Below are 17,722 nucleotides of genomic sequence, written 5' to 3'. Positions count from 1 at the left end.
ATTAAAGGTGCAACGATGCTAAACGTAATATTTCGTTTTGCGTTGTCGATTTTGTTTCAACGATACCCGCGACCATGCCGTTACTCATTACCAGAATCCTGTCGGTAATCCCTAAAAGCTCCGGCATTTCAGAAGAGATAATAATGATGCCTTTATCTTTCTTCGCCAGCTCGGAGATCAGCTGATAAATTTCAAATTTAGCGCCAACGTCGATACCGCGCGTCGGTTCATCCAGCATCAGGATTTCCGGCGAGGTTAACAGCCAGCGGCCGATGATGACCTTCTGCTGATTTCCGCCAGAGAGCGAGCCGATAGCTGTCCGGTGCCCCGGCGTTTTCACCCGCATGGAGTCAATGACCCACTGCGTATCGCTTTTCATCCGGCTGTTGTCCAGCAGGCCGAAACTGTTTTTATATTTACGGATATTGGAGATCAGCGAGTTAAAGCCGATATCCAGAAAAGCGTAAATGCCCGTGGCGCGCCGCTCTTCGGTCACCAGCGCAAAGCCGTGGTTGATCGCTTCATTCGCGCTGTGGTTATTAATTTTTTTGCCGTGCAGCTTAATCGTCCCGCCAGATTTTTCGCGGATACCAAAGAGGGTTTCCACAATGTCGGTGCGTTTTGCGCCGACCAGACCAGCGATACCCAGGATCTCCCCTTTGCGAAGATCGAACGAGATATCCCGAATAGAGGGCTGGCGCAGCGAGGTCAGATTACGTACCTCAAGGATGGTTTCGCCGGGCACGTTGGATTTGTCAGGAAAGCGCTGGTTCAGCGATCGTCCCACCATCATTGAGATGATCTTGTCCATATCCAGCCCTTCAAGCGGCTGGGTGGCAATCCACTGGCCGTCGCGCAGGATGGTTATTTCATCACACAGCTGGAATATCTCTTCCATTTTATGCGAGATATAAACAATACCGCAGCCACGCTCTTTCAGTTTACGGATAATAGTAAAGAGGTGATTAACTTCTTTTTCCGTAAGCGATGAGGTTGGCTCATCCATAATCACAATTTTCGCGTTATAAGAGAACGCCTTGGCAATTTCTACCATCTGCATTTGTGAAACGGAGAGCGTCACCACTTTATCGCGCGGATCGATATCAATATCCAGCTCTTCAAAGATCGCTTTGGTATCGCGGTACATTTTATCCTGGTCGACAAAAATCCCTTTTTTGGGATAACGCCCGAGCCACATGTTATCCATGACCGTGCGCTGTAAAACCAGATTCAGCTCCTGATGCACCATCGAAACGCCATTTTCCAGCGCTTCTTTTGCGCTGTTAAAATCGATCTCTTTCCCCTGAAACAGGATGCTTCCTGAATCTTTACTGTAAATGCCAAAGAGGCATTTTAATAACGTGGATTTCCCTGCGCCATTTTCACCCATCAGGGCGTGAATAGAGTGCGGGCGAACTTTTAAATTCACATTATCCAGCGCCTTAACGCCGGGAAATGACTTGCTGACGTCAGTCATCTCCAGCAGATATTCGCGCTGTGGCTGATCTTTATCACTGCCCATAATTCTACCTGGCTGAATGTGGCGTACCATCGGGCCGACCCGACGGCACGCCCGGGAGTGGGCGCGGCGAACCGCACCCGGTTTGTTAACGATTTATTTGGTGAACTGAGACAGATTCTCTTTATCGACCGGCACGTAGGCGACGCGCACGACTTTTCCGTCCAGCTTGTAGTCCGTGCCTTCGGTCGCGGCTTTACCTTCAGAGAGATTTTTCGCCATCAAAAAGGTGGCTCTTGCCTGGTTTTCAGCATCGTTCAGCACGGTGCCCGCCAGCGCGCCCGATTTTACCATTGCCAGCGCTTCCGGCAGCGCATCCACGCCGAAGACCGGGACAGATGATTTATTGTGTGCCTTCAGCGCTTCTACCGCGCCCATCGCCATCGCATCGTTATTGGCGATAACCACTTCAATGTTGTTGCCGTTAGGGCCGGACAGCCAGGCGTCCACTTTATCTTTCGCCTGGGCGGTATCCCACATCGCGGTATCCAGATGCAGCTGCTTCGTTTTCACGCCATCTTTATTCAGCGTATCAATAACATATTTAGTACGTGCTTCTGCGTCCGGGTGGCCAGGCTCCCCTTTCAGCAGCACGAACTGAATCACGCCATCCTTATTCAGGTCCCAGGCTGGCGTCGCTTTCCAGTGTTTCGCGATCAGTTCACCCTGCTTAACGCCGGACTCTTTGGAATCGGTACCCACGTAGTAGGCTTTGTCATAGCTGGCCAGCGCTTTCGCGGTCGGCTCTTTGTTGAAGAACACAATCGGAATATCGTTCGATTTTGCTTTGCTGATAATGACCGCCGCCGCTGCCGGGTCAACCAGGTTAATCGCCAGCGCCTTCACGCCCTTGGCTACCAGTACGTCAACCTGATCGTTCTGGGTTGACTGGCTGTTCTGGGAGTCGTTCATCAGCAGCTGAATGCCGTCGGTTTTTTCCGCTTCTTTCTCAATATCTTTGCGCACGACGGACATGAAGTTGTCATCGTATTTGTAGATAGTCACGCCGATACGGGTGTCGGCAGCGTGAGCCGTTGCGCCAAACATCATGCTGGCAACCAGGGCTGTGAGCGTGAAAGCCTTCTTATTCATGGTATCTCCGGTTTTTTTGTAGGGTCGTTCTCAGCGCCCTGCTCCGGGCAGGAGCATGGCGGCGCTATATTGACGGCGGGGCGAAATGTTGGTGTAACGTGTCGCAGAGCCGATTATTTGTTAAAACCAAACCCGACTATCCCTGTACGGCAACGCTTCCAGAAAGCTGTGTTAAAAACTGTTTCATCGGGCAGGAAACCGGCGGTCCAGGGGGACTGAACCGCGTTACATAATGTTTCACATCCGTTAAGTCGCTGCCATCATAGAGAAGGCGATGTTAATTAACTGTGAATTTACTCACAATTTGAAAACGGTTACATGGCGGTATCGGTTGAGTTAGTGACGGGTGCCACATTTTGCCGGACAGCCACGGAATGACGACGTACCAGCGTCGGCATAAAACAGTGGGTGGCGTTCTCATCAAGCAGGCCAGCCGCGCCTTTCAGCGCGAGTTCGGTCGCCAGTTTCGCCATGGAAACAATAGGATAACGTACCGTTGTGAGCTGAGGATCGGTATAGCGAGAGATGGGGATATCATCAAAACCGACCACCGAAACGTGCTGTGGGATAGCGATGCCGTTATCCTTCAGCGCGGCCAGCGCGCCGGCGGCCATGCTGTCGTTATAGGCAAATATCGCCGTCAGCTGCAGGTTGCGCCCCAGCAGCTCCACCATCGCCGCTTCGCCACCCTGAAGATCGGGCTCCGCTGCGGCAATCCAGCTCTCCGGTACCACAAGATGTTGCTCAGCCAGCGCCTGGGCCCAGCCCTGACGCCGCTGATCCACATCTTCAATAGGATGGCTTGAGGCGAGATAGCCGATGCGCTGATGTCCCTGCTGCTGGAGCATCCGCGTCGCCATCAACGCGCCGCTCACGTTGTCCAGGCAGACGCAGCGATGCGCATAGCCTGGCAGGGTACGGTTAATTAACACCATCCCGGGCACCTGCTCCATCAGCGAGGCAAGTTCGGCATCCCCTAAGGCTTTCGCATGGACAATCAGCGCGTTACACCGCTGACGAATCAGCACTTCGATAGCATGGCGCTCTTTATCCGCCTGATGGTAGGAGTTGTTGATAAGAACATGTTTGTGCATGCGCTGCGCCACCGTATCCACGGCTTTCACCAGCGCGCCAAAGAAGGGATCGGAAACGTCCATTACCACCACGCCAACCGTGTCACTGACCTGGGTGACCAGCGCCTGCGCATTGGCGTTGGGCCGGTAGCCCAGCGTATCAACAATATGTAACACCATATCGCGCGTTTCCGGCGTCACCGCAGCGCTCTGATTCAGCACGCGTGAGACGGTGGCAACGGAGACGCCCGCCTCCCGCGCCACATCACGGATGGTAATCATGATCGCTCGCTCTTAATAAAATGTGCATAACTCTTCCAGACGCAGTGTGCCTGGCGGCTATTCTGGCAGGGGTAAAGGCGGGACTACGTGAATCACGTCACAGTCATGAAAACGGTTACATACAATTATTTAACCTTTGTGACGCATATCATTCTTACTGTCGGTGCTATCGAGTGGCTGACCACCGCCAAGCAGCGTCAGCTTTCGCCACAGCCATTCCACCGGGCCCTGTGGAAAATAGCGTAGCCATATTAGCGAGAAGAGCAGATTGATGAGCCAGATAAGAGGAACGAGCGCCAGCAGCTGTAGACGATCCAGTTTATTGAACCAGCCAAACTGATGGAACAGCGTGGTGCAGATCAGGGTTTGCAGCAGATAGTTACTCAGCGCCATCCGGCCCGTACAGCTGATGGCCCGTGTCACTTTCAGCCGTGAAAGCGCCGGCCAGTAACCAAAACAGAGCGCCGCATAGCCCACGGCCTGCAGCGGCGCGCCGATTTCGCGCGGTACCTGAAGAAAGAAGCCCGCCCAGCGGAAATCCCAGCCAGAAGCCCATTGCAGATAAATGCCTGGGATCTGGATAAGCCAGGCAACGGAGATCAGCACCAGGGCGCTGCGGCGGTAGTGCTGCACGCTGTAGTTACCCTTGAGCCAGCCGCTGCGCATCAGGGCGGCACCGACCATCATCAGCCCGGCAAGCTGCCAGCCGTACTGTGCGGCCAGCGTCAGCAGCCCCGATGAAAACATATTCAGCCGGTTCTGAACGGCGAGCCAGCCGCCGCCGGTTTTCCACAAGGTTTCATACTGCACCTGAGCGGGCCCCGGCAGCCAGGCGCTGTTGGGCTGGCTGCCGGAAGCCATACCCAGCACGATCAGTACGCCGCTGCCGACGACATAGAGCAATATGCCGGTATTGAAGAGCTGCCGGCTGGAAGGAACATCGCGGATCATGCGCCAGGCAACCAGACCGATCAGCCCGTAATCAAACAGGATATCGCCGGTCCAGAAAAAGACGCTGTGGCAGAAGCCCAGCAGCACCAGCCAGGTCAGGCGCGCCTGAAGCCAGCGCTTGCCCCTGGGCAGCAGCATCTGTAAGCCTGCGCCAAACAGCAGCGAAAAGAGCGTAAGAAATTTGACCTGGGCGAAGAGATCGAGCACGGCCCACGTCCAGGCATCCTCTGAGGTCGCCCTCCCCTGCCAGGCGGGATTGAGGTAAGCGGCACTGGGCAGCGCAAAAGCCACAATATTGAGCAGCAGGATCCCCAGAACGGCTAATCCACGAATAAAATCCAGCGTATGAATGCGCGGCATGACGCTTTCCCGTATCCAGTCAATCTTTCCGCTGTCGCGGCGCTCGTTGCTGCTTCACGCCGGCTGCGCGCATGGCGAACCGGCCGGATAATCAGTTATGGCGTACCGAGCGCAGGAATTCCTGACGGGTATTCTGGCTTGACTTAAACAGGCCGCCCAGCGAGGTGGTTGTGGTAGCGCTGGTCGCATCACGGATGCCACGCGCCTTCACGCAGTAGTGCACTGCATCGATAGAGACGGCCACATTATTGGTGCCGAGCAGCGTTTGCAGCGCCACCAGAATCTGCTGGGTCAGACGCTCCTGCACCTGCGGACGCGAAGAGAAAAACTGCACGATGCGGTTAATCTTCGACAGGCCAATCACTGTGTCTTTCGGGATATAGGCGACGGTCGCCTTACCGTCGATAATCACAAAGTGGTGTTCGCAGGTGCTGGTCAGCGTGATCTCGCGAACCGTTACCATTTCGTCCACCTTCATCTTATTTTCGATGACGGTGATCTTGGGGAAGTTGGCGTAATCGAGACCCGAAAACACCTCGTCAACGTACATTTTGGCAATGCGATGCGGCGTTTCCACCAGGCTGTCATCGGCCAGGTCGAGGTTCAGCAGCTGCATGATTTCGGTCATATGCTCCGCAATCAGGCGCTTACGCGTTTCGTCATCCATTTCACGCGCAGGCGAGCGTAACGGGGTTTCTAACCCACGAGCGACCAGCGCTTCGTGAACAAGTGCGGCTTCCTGACTTAACGTAGCCATGGCGATCTTTTCTCCAACAGGTGACTTACCGATCCCAGCGGGACCGGCACTAATTCTGAGGCGCTATTCTGGTACACAACGCCGCGTTAATCCAGTGAATCAATTTAAACCCAGGTGAAACGATCTCATTCAGCCGCCGGGTCGCGTCGCCATACCAGCGCGCCGGCGATCAGCAGGCCAACGCCCGCCACGTAGAGCGCCGGTTCAAGGCGGTGCGTCAGGGAGGTGGAGAGCGCGGAAAGCATCGGCCCCACCAGCTGGCCTACCGCATAGCCGGTGGTCAGCAGACCGGCCAGATAGCGGGTATGGCGCGGCGCAAGTTCGCGACCATACTGGAGGGATAGCTGCACCACGCTGAGAAAGCCGCCGCCCACCAGAATGGCGCCCAGCACCAGTCCTGTCAGGCCGGGAACGATATCCGCGCAAAAGACGCCGGCGGCCTGCGCCCAGAGCGTTATGGCAAGACGCACATTGGAGCTGCCTGTGCGGCGGGAGAGAATGCCCAGACCGATGCCGATAACCGCCGCGCCGCCAAAGACGGGCCAGACGAACTGGGCGAAGGGACTGTCAGGGAAGCGGGCCGCCGCCATCTGCGAGAGGAAGGTTGCCGGAAGAATATAGCCAAACCCGGCCAGGCTGTAGCTCCATACCAACTTTTTTAAACCGGGCGTCAGCACCAGCGGCTCCGGCGCCGTTTCGGGCCGGTGCAGTTCTCCCCGACGCGGCAGATAGCGGACAACCGGCAGGACCAGAAGAAGCGCCAGCAGGCCATAGGCGAGCCACGCCCAGCCCGCGGTAACGTTCTGGCTGTGCAGCAGCACGGCCAGCATGCCGCTGATGAAAATCCCGGTGCCGGGACCGGCGAATACCGCGGCGCTCAGCCCTGCCCGTCCCAGCCGGTGCAGCCGATCGTTGCTCCAGGCGGCGACCAGCACCATCGCCCAGCCGCTGGCCCAGCCAATAAAGAAACGCAGAACGCCATGCAGCCAGGGGCCGGTAAGGCAGGCGGAGAGCAGCGTCAGCCCTACCGCTCCCCAGAGACCCGCCTGAAGCCGCCATTCAACGTGCCGGGTGGCGCGCATGGCGTTATAAGAGCCGCAAAGATAGCCGAGGTAGTTAAAGGCGGCCACCACGCCTGCGCTGGTCAGCGTAAGCTGATGTTCAGCAATCATCAGCGGCACCTGAGGCGTGAAGGCGAAGCGCCCGATCCCCATGGCCACCACCAGCGTTAAAAATGCACTCAGCGCGACGCGAAAAGCCATACTTTGCTCACCTCTTTCTTCCTGACCGGAGATTCATTGTGATAAACGGTTGCGACTATCATGCGGGATGGTTACACTTTCGAAAAGTGAATAATCCTCACCAACTTGCTGACAAAAAGAGAACAGATGGATTTAACCCAGCTGAAAATGTTCTGCCTGGTGGCCGAAACCGGTTCGCTGGCGCGCGCCGCAGAGGTGCTGCATCGCGTGCCGTCTAACCTGACGACGCGGCTGCGGCAGCTTGAGCAGGAGCTGGGCACCGATCTCTTTATCCGCGAAAAGCAGCGCCTGCGCCTGTCGCCGATGGGCCATAATTTTCTCTGTTATGCCCAGCGTATTCTGGCGCTGAGTGATGAAGCGCTGCGCATGGCGCAGAGCGGCGAGCCCGGCGGGCATTTTGCGCTCGGCTCGATGGAAAGCAGTGCCGCGACGCACCTTCCCCTGCTGCTTGCCGCCTACCATCAGCGTTATCCGGACGTTGCGCTATCGCTGGTGACCGGCACTTCCGCCGAAATCATAAAGCAGGTCCGCGAAGGGAAGCTTGCCGCCGCGCTGGCCGACGGGCCGGCAGCCGCTGATGAGCTGAACAGCTGCGTGGCCTTTCGCGAGAAGCTGGTGCTGATCTCCAGCCGCGACCACGCCCCTGTTCTTCACCCCGCGGATGCTGCGGGCGAAACGCTGTTCACCTTCCGCTCCGGCTGCGCCTGGCGCCTTCGTCTGGAAACCTGGTTTCGCAGCGGCGGTGCGCAGCCCGGCAGCTTTATGGAGATTCAGTCCTATCACGCCATGCTGGCCTGCGTGGCCAGCGGATCGGGGCTGGCGCTGATGCCGGAATCGGTGCTCGACCAGCTGCCGGCCAGCAGCAGCATACTGCGTCACGCGCTGCCGGAAGCGGTCAGCGACGCGGCGACCTGGCTGGTCTGGCGTCGCGATGCCTTTACGCCCAATGTAGAAGCGCTGAAATATCTTATTATTGAACAGACCGATGCGGCGTCAGAGCATGACGATCTGCGTCCCACATTCACTACCAAGCAGCACGTTTCACCCTAGCCGGACGTTACTTAAATAACGTTGCCGGGCCACTTTACAATAAAAGAGAGTCGTTATGCAGATGATCAAAACTCGCGCCGCTGTCGCCTGGGCCGCCGGCGAGCCGTTAAAGATTGAAGAAGTGGATTTGATGCCGCCGCAGAAGGGCGAAGTGCTGGTGCGCATCGTGGCGACCGGCATTTGCCACACCGATGCTTATACCCTGTCGGGCAAAGATCCCGAGGGCGTTTTCCCGGCGATCCTCGGCCATGAGGGCGGCGGTATCGTTGAAGCCGTTGGCGAAGGCGTTACCAGCGTGGCGGTGGGCGATCACGTGATCCCGCTCTACACCCCGGAGTGCGGAAAATGTAAATTCTGCCTGTCCGGCAAGACCAACCTTTGCCAGGCGATCCGCACCACTCAGGGCAAAGGATTGATGCCTGATGGCACTACCCGCTTCTATAAAGACGGCAAGCCTATTTTCCACTACATGGGCACCTCAACCTTCTCCGAATACACGGTTATCCCGGAAATTTCTCTGGCGGTGATTGGTAAAGAGGCCCCGCTGGAAGAAGTCTGCCTGCTCGGCTGCGGCGTCACCACCGGTATGGGTGCGGTAATGAATACCGCAAAAGTGAAAGAAGGCGATACCGTGGCGATCTTCGGCCTGGGCGGCATCGGTCTTTCGGCCATTATCGGGGCAAAAATGGCCAAAGCAGGCCGCATCATCGGCATTGATATCAATACCAGTAAATACGATCTCGCCACCAAGCTGGGCGCGACCGATCTGATCAACCCGAAAGATTTTGATAAGCCGATTCAGGAAGTGATTGTCGATATGACCGACGGCGGCGTGGACTTCTCCTTCGAATGTATCGGTAACGTGGACGTGATGCGTTCCGCGCTGGAGTGCTGCCATAAAGGCTGGGGTGAATCAGTCATTATCGGCGTGGCGGGCGCGGGCGAAGAGATTTCCACGCGGCCTTTCCAGCTGGTGACCGGTCGCGTCTGGCGCGGCTCCGCGTTTGGCGGCGTCAAGGGACGTTCTGAACTGCCGGGCATCGTTCAGCGCTATATGGATGGTGAATTCCAGCTTAATGACTTTATTACGCACACCATGCCGCTGGAAGAGATCAACGACGCCTTTGACCTGATGCATGAAGGCAAATCGATCCGTTCCGTTGTGCATTTCAGCAAATAATCAGGAGGATGAATGGCATCGACACTGGAGCTTTTAGAGGAACATCGCCAGTTTGGCGGCTGGCAGCAGCGCTATCGTCACCGCTCGGTCGTGCTGAACTGCGAGATGACCTTCAGCATTTTCCTGCCGCCGCCCCGGCAGGAAACGCCGCCGCCGGTGGTCTGGTGCCTCGCCGGGCTGACCTGTAGCGACGAAAATTTCGCGACCAAGTCCGGCGCGCAGCGTACCGCGGCGGAGCTGGGGCTGATTCTGGTGATGCCGGATACCAGTCCGCGTGGCGACGCGGTGGCGGATGATGAAAGCTACGATCTGGGTCAGGGTGCCGGATTTTATCTGAACGCTACCGAGGCGCCGTGGAAAAGTCATTTCCGCATGTACGATTACATCAGCGATGAGCTGCCCGCGCTGATTGCTGATAACTTTAACGTCAGCGATCGTCAGGCGATCATGGGCCACTCAATGGGCGGACATGGCGCTCTTATGCTGGCGCTGCGCAATCCGGAAAAATTCACCTCGGCCTCCGCTTTCGCCCCCATCGTCAATCCGGCGGAAGTTCCCTGGGGACAGAAAGCCTTCAGCGCCTATCTTGGCGACGATCAACAGGCGTGGTGCGAGTATGACAGCTGCTGGCTGATGCGTCAGGCAACGCACCCGCTGCCGCTGCTGATCGATCAGGGCGACAGCGATCAGTTCCTGGCCGATCAGCTGCATCCGGAGAGGCTGGAAGCGATCGCCCGGGAGAAGGCGTTTCCGCTAAGCGTTCGCATTCAGCCCGGTTACGATCACAGCTACTTCTTTATCTCCAGCTTTGTGGATGACCATTTGCGCTTTCACGCCCGCTATCTGGCGTAACGGAGCCAAAGGCCCCTCCGATCCCCGCCTGAAGGTGCCGGCACAGGGGAGAGGGGCAGATCGTAAAGACACAAAAAGCGTCATCCCTGACAGTTCGGGCCACGCCGTCCATGGCGTGGCACGCTTTACTTTTCTGCCCCTCTCCCCCGTGCTTCAGCTTCATCAGCCGTCTGAAGGCTGGAATCCCAGCCTTTTTATCAGAAGGTGTAGTCCACGGCCGCAAAGTAGCGGCGGCCATCTTCGTTATAGCTGTAGCTGTCCCTGTTCAGATCTTTATCCGCCAGATTCAGCACGCCTGCCCTGATTTTCACGGCTTTGTTCACCTTCCAGCTTGCGCCCGTGTTCCAGAGCATATAGCCGCCCGGCGTGACGCCATCATCATTCAGCGTACGACGCTGGCCGGTGTAGTTGGCCTGCAGGTAGAACGACCAGTCCTGAAGCGGCGTCCAGTCGACCGTACCGTTTGCGGTATGCAGCGGCAGCTCTTGCAGCGGCTTGTTGCCGCCATCGCTTAAATCACGCCCGTCGGAATAGGTGTAATTGAGCGTCAGCTTCCAGGCTTCTGAGAACGGGATTTTCAGCTCGGTTTCCACACCCGTAATGCGCGCTTTATTCACGTTGTAATAGCGGAATACAGGATTGCCGCTCTCGTTAAAGCCAACGAAGTTAGGGTAGGTCGGCGCGAGCGCCGCATTCGGCGTACGCGCGATATTGATCATATCGTCCATATTGTTCTGGAACGCGGTGACGCTGCCGGTTACGCCATCCAGTAATCCTTCATCACCGGCGTAATAGATGCCCAGCTCGAAGCTTTCGCTGGTCTCCGGCTTCAGATCTTTACTGCCGACAACGGAACAGGCGCCGCGGCAGGAGTTAGACTGCCAGTCGGGGCTGAGTTGCAGAAGCGACGGCGCCTTAAAGGCGTTTGCCCAGCCCCCTTTCACCGTCACCGTATCGGTGGCGCTGTAAACCAGATAGGCGCGCGGGCTCCAGTGGTCGCCATAGGTCTGATGATCGTCCATGCGCACGCCGGTCGTCAGCGCCAGCGAGTCGAAAATCCGCCATTCGTCTTCCACAAACAGCGCATACTGGCTGGCTGAAGTGCTGCCGCTGCCTTGCAGGTTGAGCGGATCTTCCAGCTTATCGTGGCGTGCTTCACCGCCAAAGGTCAGCAGCTGGTTATAGTCGCCCAGCGGCAGAATCAGTTTTCCGTCCAGCGAGTTATTTTTGGCGACGATATTGTCACCGCCAGTGTAGTTATCCACGCGATCGCCGTAAAAGCGCAGCTCGGTATTGCCCCAGTCCCAGCGTCCATCATGACCAATAGCGTAATTCTGCCGCTCAACGCGATTTTTATTCAGCGAGTCTGAATCACGATCCTGGCGATCGAAGCCGTAGCCGAACGTCATATCCTGATTGTCGGTAGGCGTCAGGGCAAACTCGACGTTGCCGTCACGGGCGGTATAGCCTTCAATACGCGGCGACAGGCCGCTGTCAGAGGTGGAAGACGTTTGCTGTTCGTCTTTTTCACGCTTGCCCAGGCTGCCGTAAACCTTCACGCCGAGCAGACCGTCAATAATCGGCCCGCTGGTAAAAAAGTTGCCGTTATAGCTGTCGCCGCGATCGCGGTGCTCCTGCACCGTGGTATCCGCGCTCAAAGTACCGTGCCAGGCTTTGCCTACCTTACGCGTGATGATATTCACCACGCCGCCCAGCGCGTCTGAACCATACAGGGAAGACATCGGGCCGCGTACAACTTCGATGCGCTCAATGGCATCGGCGGGGATCCAGTTCAGGTCGAAATCGTTATGGCGGAAAACCGCGTTGCGCGAGTTGACGCGTTTGCCGTCGATCAGAATGAGCGTATAGCTGCTGTCCAGACCGCGCAGGCTCACGCCTTTGCGGTTGTCGCCCTCGTTAGTGAGCTGAACGCCGGGCACATCGCGCAGGACATCCCGCAGATTCTGCACCGGCTTGCGCTGAATATCTTCGGCGGTGATGACGCTGATGCTGGCAGGGGCATCTTTCAGATTCACTTCGACGGCAGAAGCCGTCACCACCAGCGTATCTTCATTCGTCCCGGACTCATTCGCCGCCGCCGAAAAAGTAAAGGCGAGCGCGGACGCGCAAAGTCCACAACGTACAATGGGATTCAACCTGAACATATAATTCTCCTTGAGGTATAAAAGCGCTCTTAATACATGGATAATTTAATTTGCTCACATGAAAACGGCGGAGTGATCTCCGCTCATTATTTCCGGTATTGTTTCCGGTTAATTTCTTTATTACTGGACGGTATTACGCCATCCATTAATCAACTGCTTCAGATAGCAGGTTCTGTTACCAGACCATCTATCAGTACCTGCGGCGTTCCCTGAGAGCAGCGCTCGATGCGCCCTCTCACGCCGTAGACCTGCGCCAGACTTTCGGGGGTGATCACCTCTTCCGGCAGGCCATCGGCAATTAATTCGCCTTTTTGCAGCATCAGCACGTGTTCAGCGTGGCGAAGCGCAATATTAATATCGTGGACGACAACGACGGTGACCATATTACGCAGCCTGGTTTCCCGGCGAACTAAATCCATAACGTGAAACTGATAATTTAAATCAAGGGCGCTCAGCGGTTCATCCAGTAATAGCAGATCCGGCCGTCGGATAAGCGACTGCGCCAGGCCGACCAGCTGTTTTTGTCCGCCGGAAAGCTGGTCAAGATAGCTCAGCGCGAGGTGGGCGATGCCCAGCTGTTCCAACAGTGCCATCACCTCCGCTTCGCTGGCCGCGTTGCTGCGCCCGCCGGAAGCACGCTGGGCCACGATGATCGACTCCAGCACGTGCAGGTGCACGCCCGCCGGCAGCGACTGCGGCAGATAAACCACACGCTCGGCGCGGCGGGCGAACGGCAGCGCCATCAGCTCTTCGCCGTTCAGCCAGAGCTCGCCTTCGGCACGGTTAAGCCCCGCCAGCGCACGCATCAGCGTTGATTTTCCGCAGCCGTTAGGGCCGAGCAGAACGGTGATTTTTCCCCTCGGCAGCAGCGGCACGTTGAGATTGCTGATAATTTTTCGCTTCGGATACCCGGCGTGAAAACCGCCGATCGTCATTCCCTCCATCAGACAGTCCCCCGGTGACGCAGAATAATGCTCAGGAAGAACGGCACGCCCACCAGCGAGGTGACGATGCCGACCGGAATAATGACGCCCGGGATCAGATTTTTCGACACCACCGAGGCCATCGACAGGATAAGTGCTCCCGTCAGGGCACTGGCAGGAAGATAGAAGCGGTGATCCTCACCGAAGATCATGCGGGCGATGTGCGGGGCCACCAGACCGATAAAGCCAATCGGGCCGACGAACGCCACCGCCAGCGCGGAGAGAATACTGATACGCAGCAGCGTGCCCAGGCGCAGACGCCGTACGTCAATGCCGAAGCTGACCGCGCGATCCTCACCCAGACGCAGCGCCGTCAGCTTCCAGCAGTTCAGCATGGAGAAAGGCACCAGGATCACCAGCGCCAGCGTCAGCACGCCCAGCTTTTCCCAGGAAGCGCGGGCCAGGCTGCCCATGGTCCAGAAGACCAGCCCCTGAAGGGTATCTTCGCTGGCGATAAACTGCATCATGGAGACCAGCGCGTTGAAGGTAAAGACCAGCGCAATACCGAACAGCACCACGCCCGAAGTGGCCACCTGAGTCCAGCGGGTAACGCCGTCCAGCATCAGCGCGGCGAAAAGCGCAAAAACAAAGGCGTTGGCGGAAATAAACCACTGGCCGGGGATACCCGGAATACCGATGCCCAGCACGATAGCCAGCGCGGCGCCGAACGCCGCCGCCGAAGAGACCCCCAGCGTAAAGGGGCTGGCCAGCGGGTTATTCAGGATGGTTTGCATTTCCGCACCGGCAAGGCCGAGCGCCAGCCCCACCACTATCGCCATCAGCGCATAGGGCAGCCGGATATCCCAGACGATAACCTGCGTGCCCATATCGACGTTCGCCGGTGACAGCAGCGCCTGCCACAGCACCTCAAGCGACAGTCCGGCCGGACCCAGCGTGAAGTCCAGCACCAGCGAGGCGAAGATCGCCAGCAGCAGTATGCTCATCATCATAAGACGATAACGCAGCAGCTGATGGTAGCGGCCCATAGTGCCCTCAGCACGCGGCTGAACTGCGCTATGGGTCGTGTCGTGGCTTACGCTCATGTTAATACCTGTTTAGCTGATGTACGCCAGCAGTCGCCCCTGGGCTAAGGCGGCGGCGGTGGAAAAGTGACGGCGGTAACAATAAAGCAAACGATAATCATTATCAATCAAATTTATTACCCTCCATGCCCTTCTCTGGTCGCCGGTCAGCCTCTGACGCTTAAGATAAAAAAAAGGCGCGGAATCCGCGCCTTAGGGTGTTTTGTCCGGCTTACTTTTCGAACTTTGGAAAGGTCATTTCGCTGTATTTTACGAAGCGGGATTTCTTCGTCAGCCGGTAGCCGAACCAGATAAGCAGAAACAGGGGGATGCCAATATAGGTGGCCGCCACGGCGTACCAGTCAATGCGATCCGCCAGGAAAGCCTGATAGTTCTGGCCGAGCGTGATAATCAGGCAGAGCACAAAGGCGAAAATAGGGCCAAGCGGGAAGAAACCTGAGCGGTACGGCAGGTCGCCCAGATCGTGGCCCTGCGCAACGTAGCCGCGACGGAAGCGGTAGTGGCTGATAGCGATGCCAAGCCAGGCGATAAAACCGGTCATGCCGGAGGTATTCAGCAGCCAGAGATAGACGGTCTGATTGCCAAACATGGAGGTCAGAAAGCAGAGGCCCGCCACTACCGTCGTGGCATAAAGCGCATTACGCGGCACGCCGCCTTTTGATAATTTGCCGAAAATGCGCGGTGCTTTACCTTCACGCGCCAGGGTAAACAGCATCCGCGTCGAGGCATACATGCCGGAGTTACCGGCTGACAGCACCGCCGTCAGTATAACCGCATTCATTACCGCAGCCGCAGAAAGCAGGCCCGCATGCTGGAAAACCAACGTAAACGGACTGACGCTGATATCCTGAACCTCATTACGCAGCAGGCTTGGATCGGTGTAAGGGATAATCAGGCTGATCACCAGAATCGCAAACACGTAGAACAGCAGGATACGCCAGAACACCTGACGCACCGCGCGGGGGATATTTTTAGCCGGATCTTCAGACTCTCCGGCGGCAATGCCGATCAGTTCGGTGCCCTGGAAGGAGAAGCCCACGATCATCGCCACGCCAATCATCGCCGAGAAGCCGCCGGAGAATGGCGCGTCGCCGATCTGCCAGTTCTGCCAGCCCGCCGCTTCGCCGCCGCGCAGGATCCCGGCGATCATCAGTACGCCCACGGCGATAAAGATAATGACGGTGACCACTTTGATCAGCGAGAACCAGTATTCCGCTTCGCCGAAGCCTTTTACCGAAATATAGTTAAGCAGGAAAATCAGGCCGAGGAACAGCGCGCTCCAGATCCAGCCCGGCGTGTCGGGGAACCACCAGGTCATTACCAGCTGCGAGGCGACGAGATCAACGGCGATGGTCACCGCCCAGTTGTACCAGTAGTTCCAGCCCAGCGCGAAGCCGAAGCCTTCCTCAACGTAATTGGCGCCGTAGGTGGAGAACGAGCCGGAGACCGGCATAAACGCCGCCAGCTCGCCAAGGCTGGTCATCAGGAAATAGACCATCAGCCCAATCAGCACGTAGGAGAGCAGCGCGCCGCCGGGACCTGCCTGAGAGATAGTCGCCCCTGAGGCAACGAATAAGCCGGTGCCAATCGAACCGCCAATGGCGATCATCGTCAGATGACGCGCCTTTAATTCACGCCGTAGCGCAGGTTGTTGTGTTGTTTTTGTGTCCTGAACCATCTTGAAATGCTGCGTCCTGGGAAAAATAATGCGCGATTGTAGCAAACTCTTCCCGGTGGGATAGCGATTCAGCCCTGTTATAAGATAGCTTCATGATCGCCGCACTATTATAAGCTTCAGCCCGTTTCCCCATGACAAGCGGTGACGGAAGTGCGCCTGAAACAGCTTATTCCGTGCAGTAGCTGAGAAAGCGCGTCAGCGAGCGCGAAAGGTGCTTCTGACAATGATGAATGCGGTAAAGCGTGCGGGTGAGCTTCGGCAAGGGGACCGGCACCTCTTTCAGCGAGCCCAGACTGAGCTGCTCCTCCACCACCCGGCGTGAGAGGCAGCTAATCCCCATATCATGACGCACGGCGTGCTTGATCGCTTCTGAATTGCCCAGCTCCAGCGCCAGCTTAAATTGCGGCAGATGCGACATCAGCAGATAGTCGACGATCTCACGCGTGCCGGAACCGTGTTCGCGCAGGATCCAGGGCGCGCCGGCCAGCGTTTTCAGCGTAACCGGCTGGTCAAACAGCGCAGATCCGGGCGCGGCGAACACCACCAGCTCATCCTCCAGCCAGGGCTCGCTGATCAGGTTAGTCATATGACAAGGGCCTTCAATCAGGCCAATATCCACGCGAAAATCCGCCACCGCGTTAATCACGTCCTGACTGTTACCGACGCTCAGCTCCAGCGGCAGGTCGGGATAGTCCCGCCGCCACCCCGCAATCATCCCCGGCAGCAGGTAGTTACCAATAGTGCTGCTGGCGTAGACGCGCAGCGCGCCGTTGTCCTCGCGAAAGAGCATTTCGATCTCCGTGGCCTGCTCAAGCAGCGCGACCGCCCGGGGATAGAGCAGCCGGCCATGCTCGTTGACCACCAGCCTCTTCCCTACCCGATCAAACAGCTGAACGCTGAGCTGCCCTTCCAGATCGGCCAGCGCGGCGCTGACGGCTGACTGCGAGAGCGCCAGCCCCTGCGAAGCCTGCGTGGTCGAGCCGCTTTTCAGCACCTCGCAGAAGACCGCCAGCTGCCTTAACGTAATGTGCATCGCTTTTCCTTACGACAGATAATGCTCAACAACATAAACAGTAATCCCACCCCAGAGAAGCAAAACGCAGAGGACGCCGAACCGGCCGATCAGGATTTTTCCTTTTGCCCGCTGCCGTTCCGCCTGCTGCTGGCTCGCTGACCTTACCGCCGCCGGCAGCAGCTTAAGCAGCAAGCGGATGCCCAGTGGGACGATAACCGCATCATCTGCCAGACCAACGATTGGAATGATGTCGGGGATCAGATCGAGCGGGCTGAAGGCATACACGCCCAGCCCACCTGCCAGCAGCGGCACCCATGACGGCGTACGCGGATCGCGACAGGCGTACCAGAGGGTAAGCACATCTTTTTTAAACAGGCTAACCCATTTGCGCACTCGCCAGAACATGTCAGCCTCCATATCACTTATAGTGGTTAGTTATAAATATATAATCAATTTCTCT

At 57.2% G+C, this 17,722-nt stretch carries 15 protein-coding genes; 3 read left to right on the top strand and 12 right to left on the bottom strand.

What is annotated here, in order from left to right; all coding sequences use genetic code 11:
* Position 1: 1 nt before the first annotated feature.
* The 6 genes from mglA to AAH446_RS09870 all read right to left on the bottom strand — a co-directional run bounded on the left by mglA (position 2) and on the right by AAH446_RS09870 (position 7,296).
* A complete protein-coding gene (gene mglA, locus AAH446_RS09895) occupies positions 2–1,522 on the bottom strand; it encodes a galactose/methyl galactoside ABC transporter ATP-binding protein MglA (RefSeq protein WP_342906548.1) in 1,521 nt (506 codons plus the stop codon).
* A gap of 93 nt (positions 1,523–1,615) precedes the next feature.
* On the bottom strand, positions 1,616–2,611 hold the full coding sequence (gene mglB / locus AAH446_RS09890) for a galactose/glucose ABC transporter substrate-binding protein MglB (protein WP_342906547.1): 996 nt from the start codon (positions 2,609–2,611) through the stop codon (positions 1,616–1,618).
* A 314-nt stretch (positions 2,612–2,925) separates the two neighbouring features.
* Positions 2,926–3,966 carry an HTH-type transcriptional regulator GalS gene (gene galS, locus AAH446_RS09885; protein WP_342906546.1) on the bottom strand — a complete coding sequence of 347 codons (1,041 nt, stop codon included), beginning with the start codon at positions 3,964–3,966 and terminating at the stop codon, positions 2,926–2,928.
* Between the two features lie 129 nt (positions 3,967–4,095).
* Positions 4,096–5,277, bottom strand: coding sequence for a DUF418 domain-containing protein YeiB (gene yeiB, locus AAH446_RS09880; protein WP_342906545.1), 1,182 nt, complete (start codon positions 5,275–5,277; stop codon positions 4,096–4,098).
* Between the two features lie 91 nt (positions 5,278–5,368).
* Positions 5,369–6,034 (bottom strand): GTP cyclohydrolase I FolE, encoded by a 666-nt coding sequence (gene folE, locus AAH446_RS09875; protein ID WP_342906544.1) that lies wholly within the window; start codon positions 6,032–6,034, stop codon positions 5,369–5,371.
* A gap of 125 nt (positions 6,035–6,159) precedes the next feature.
* A complete protein-coding gene (locus tag AAH446_RS09870) occupies positions 6,160–7,296 on the bottom strand; it encodes a YbfB/YjiJ family MFS transporter (RefSeq protein ID WP_342906543.1) in 1,137 nt (378 codons plus the stop codon).
* Positions 7,297–7,422: 126 nt separating this feature from the next.
* Here AAH446_RS09870 and ptrR point away from each other — a divergent pair, with 126 nt between their 5' ends.
* Genes ptrR through fghA form a run of 3 tightly spaced genes read left to right on the top strand, consistent with a single transcriptional unit; the run spans position 7,423 to position 10,378 of the window.
* A complete protein-coding gene (gene ptrR / locus AAH446_RS09865) occupies positions 7,423–8,346 on the top strand; it encodes a putrescine utilization regulator PtrR (protein ID WP_342906542.1) in 924 nt (307 codons plus the stop codon).
* Between the two features lie 55 nt (positions 8,347–8,401).
* The gene (locus tag AAH446_RS09860; RefSeq protein WP_342906541.1) at positions 8,402–9,526 is read left to right on the top strand and encodes an S-(hydroxymethyl)glutathione dehydrogenase/class III alcohol dehydrogenase; all 1,125 of its coding nucleotides are present in this window, start codon (positions 8,402–8,404) and stop codon (positions 9,524–9,526) included.
* 12 nt (positions 9,527–9,538) lie between these two features.
* Entirely contained in the window at positions 9,539–10,378 is an 840-nt protein-coding gene (gene fghA / locus AAH446_RS09855) for an S-formylglutathione hydrolase (RefSeq protein WP_342906540.1), read from the top strand.
* A 197-nt stretch (positions 10,379–10,575) separates the two neighbouring features.
* Here the strand turns inward: fghA and cirA are convergent, their stop codons facing one another.
* The 6 genes from cirA to AAH446_RS09825 all read right to left on the bottom strand — a co-directional run bounded on the left by cirA (position 10,576) and on the right by AAH446_RS09825 (position 17,667).
* On the bottom strand, positions 10,576–12,543 hold the full coding sequence (cirA, locus tag AAH446_RS09850; protein WP_342906539.1) for a catecholate siderophore receptor CirA: 1,968 nt from the start codon (positions 12,541–12,543) through the stop codon (positions 10,576–10,578).
* Positions 12,544–12,701: 158 nt separating this feature from the next.
* Positions 12,702–13,487: an ABC transporter ATP-binding protein gene (locus tag AAH446_RS09845; RefSeq protein WP_342906538.1), complete on the bottom strand. Its 786-nt coding sequence runs from the start codon at positions 13,485–13,487 to the stop codon at positions 12,702–12,704.
* On the bottom strand, positions 13,487–14,569 hold the full coding sequence (locus tag AAH446_RS09840; RefSeq protein WP_342906537.1) for a FecCD family ABC transporter permease: 1,083 nt from the start codon (positions 14,567–14,569) through the stop codon (positions 13,487–13,489). The genes AAH446_RS09845 and AAH446_RS09840 overlap by 1 nt, the downstream gene beginning before the upstream one ends.
* Before the next feature lie 211 nt (positions 14,570–14,780).
* The gene (locus tag AAH446_RS09835; protein ID WP_342906536.1) at positions 14,781–16,247 is read right to left on the bottom strand and encodes an amino acid permease; all 1,467 of its coding nucleotides are present in this window, start codon (positions 16,245–16,247) and stop codon (positions 14,781–14,783) included.
* 166 nt (positions 16,248–16,413) lie between these two features.
* A complete protein-coding gene (yieE, locus tag AAH446_RS09830; protein WP_342906535.1) occupies positions 16,414–17,280 on the bottom strand; it encodes a DNA-binding transcriptional regulator YeiE in 867 nt (288 codons plus the stop codon).
* A 9-nt stretch (positions 17,281–17,289) separates the two neighbouring features.
* Positions 17,290–17,667 (bottom strand): YkvA family protein, encoded by a 378-nt coding sequence (locus AAH446_RS09825; RefSeq protein ID WP_342906534.1) that lies wholly within the window; start codon positions 17,665–17,667, stop codon positions 17,290–17,292.
* Between the last annotated feature and the right edge of the window lie 55 nt (positions 17,668–17,722).

This window comes from Erwinia psychrophila, from assembly GCF_039023475.1.
GTDB lineage: Bacteria > Pseudomonadota > Gammaproteobacteria > Enterobacterales > Enterobacteriaceae > Erwinia.
This window is presented reverse-complemented; position numbering and strand designations above follow the sequence as displayed.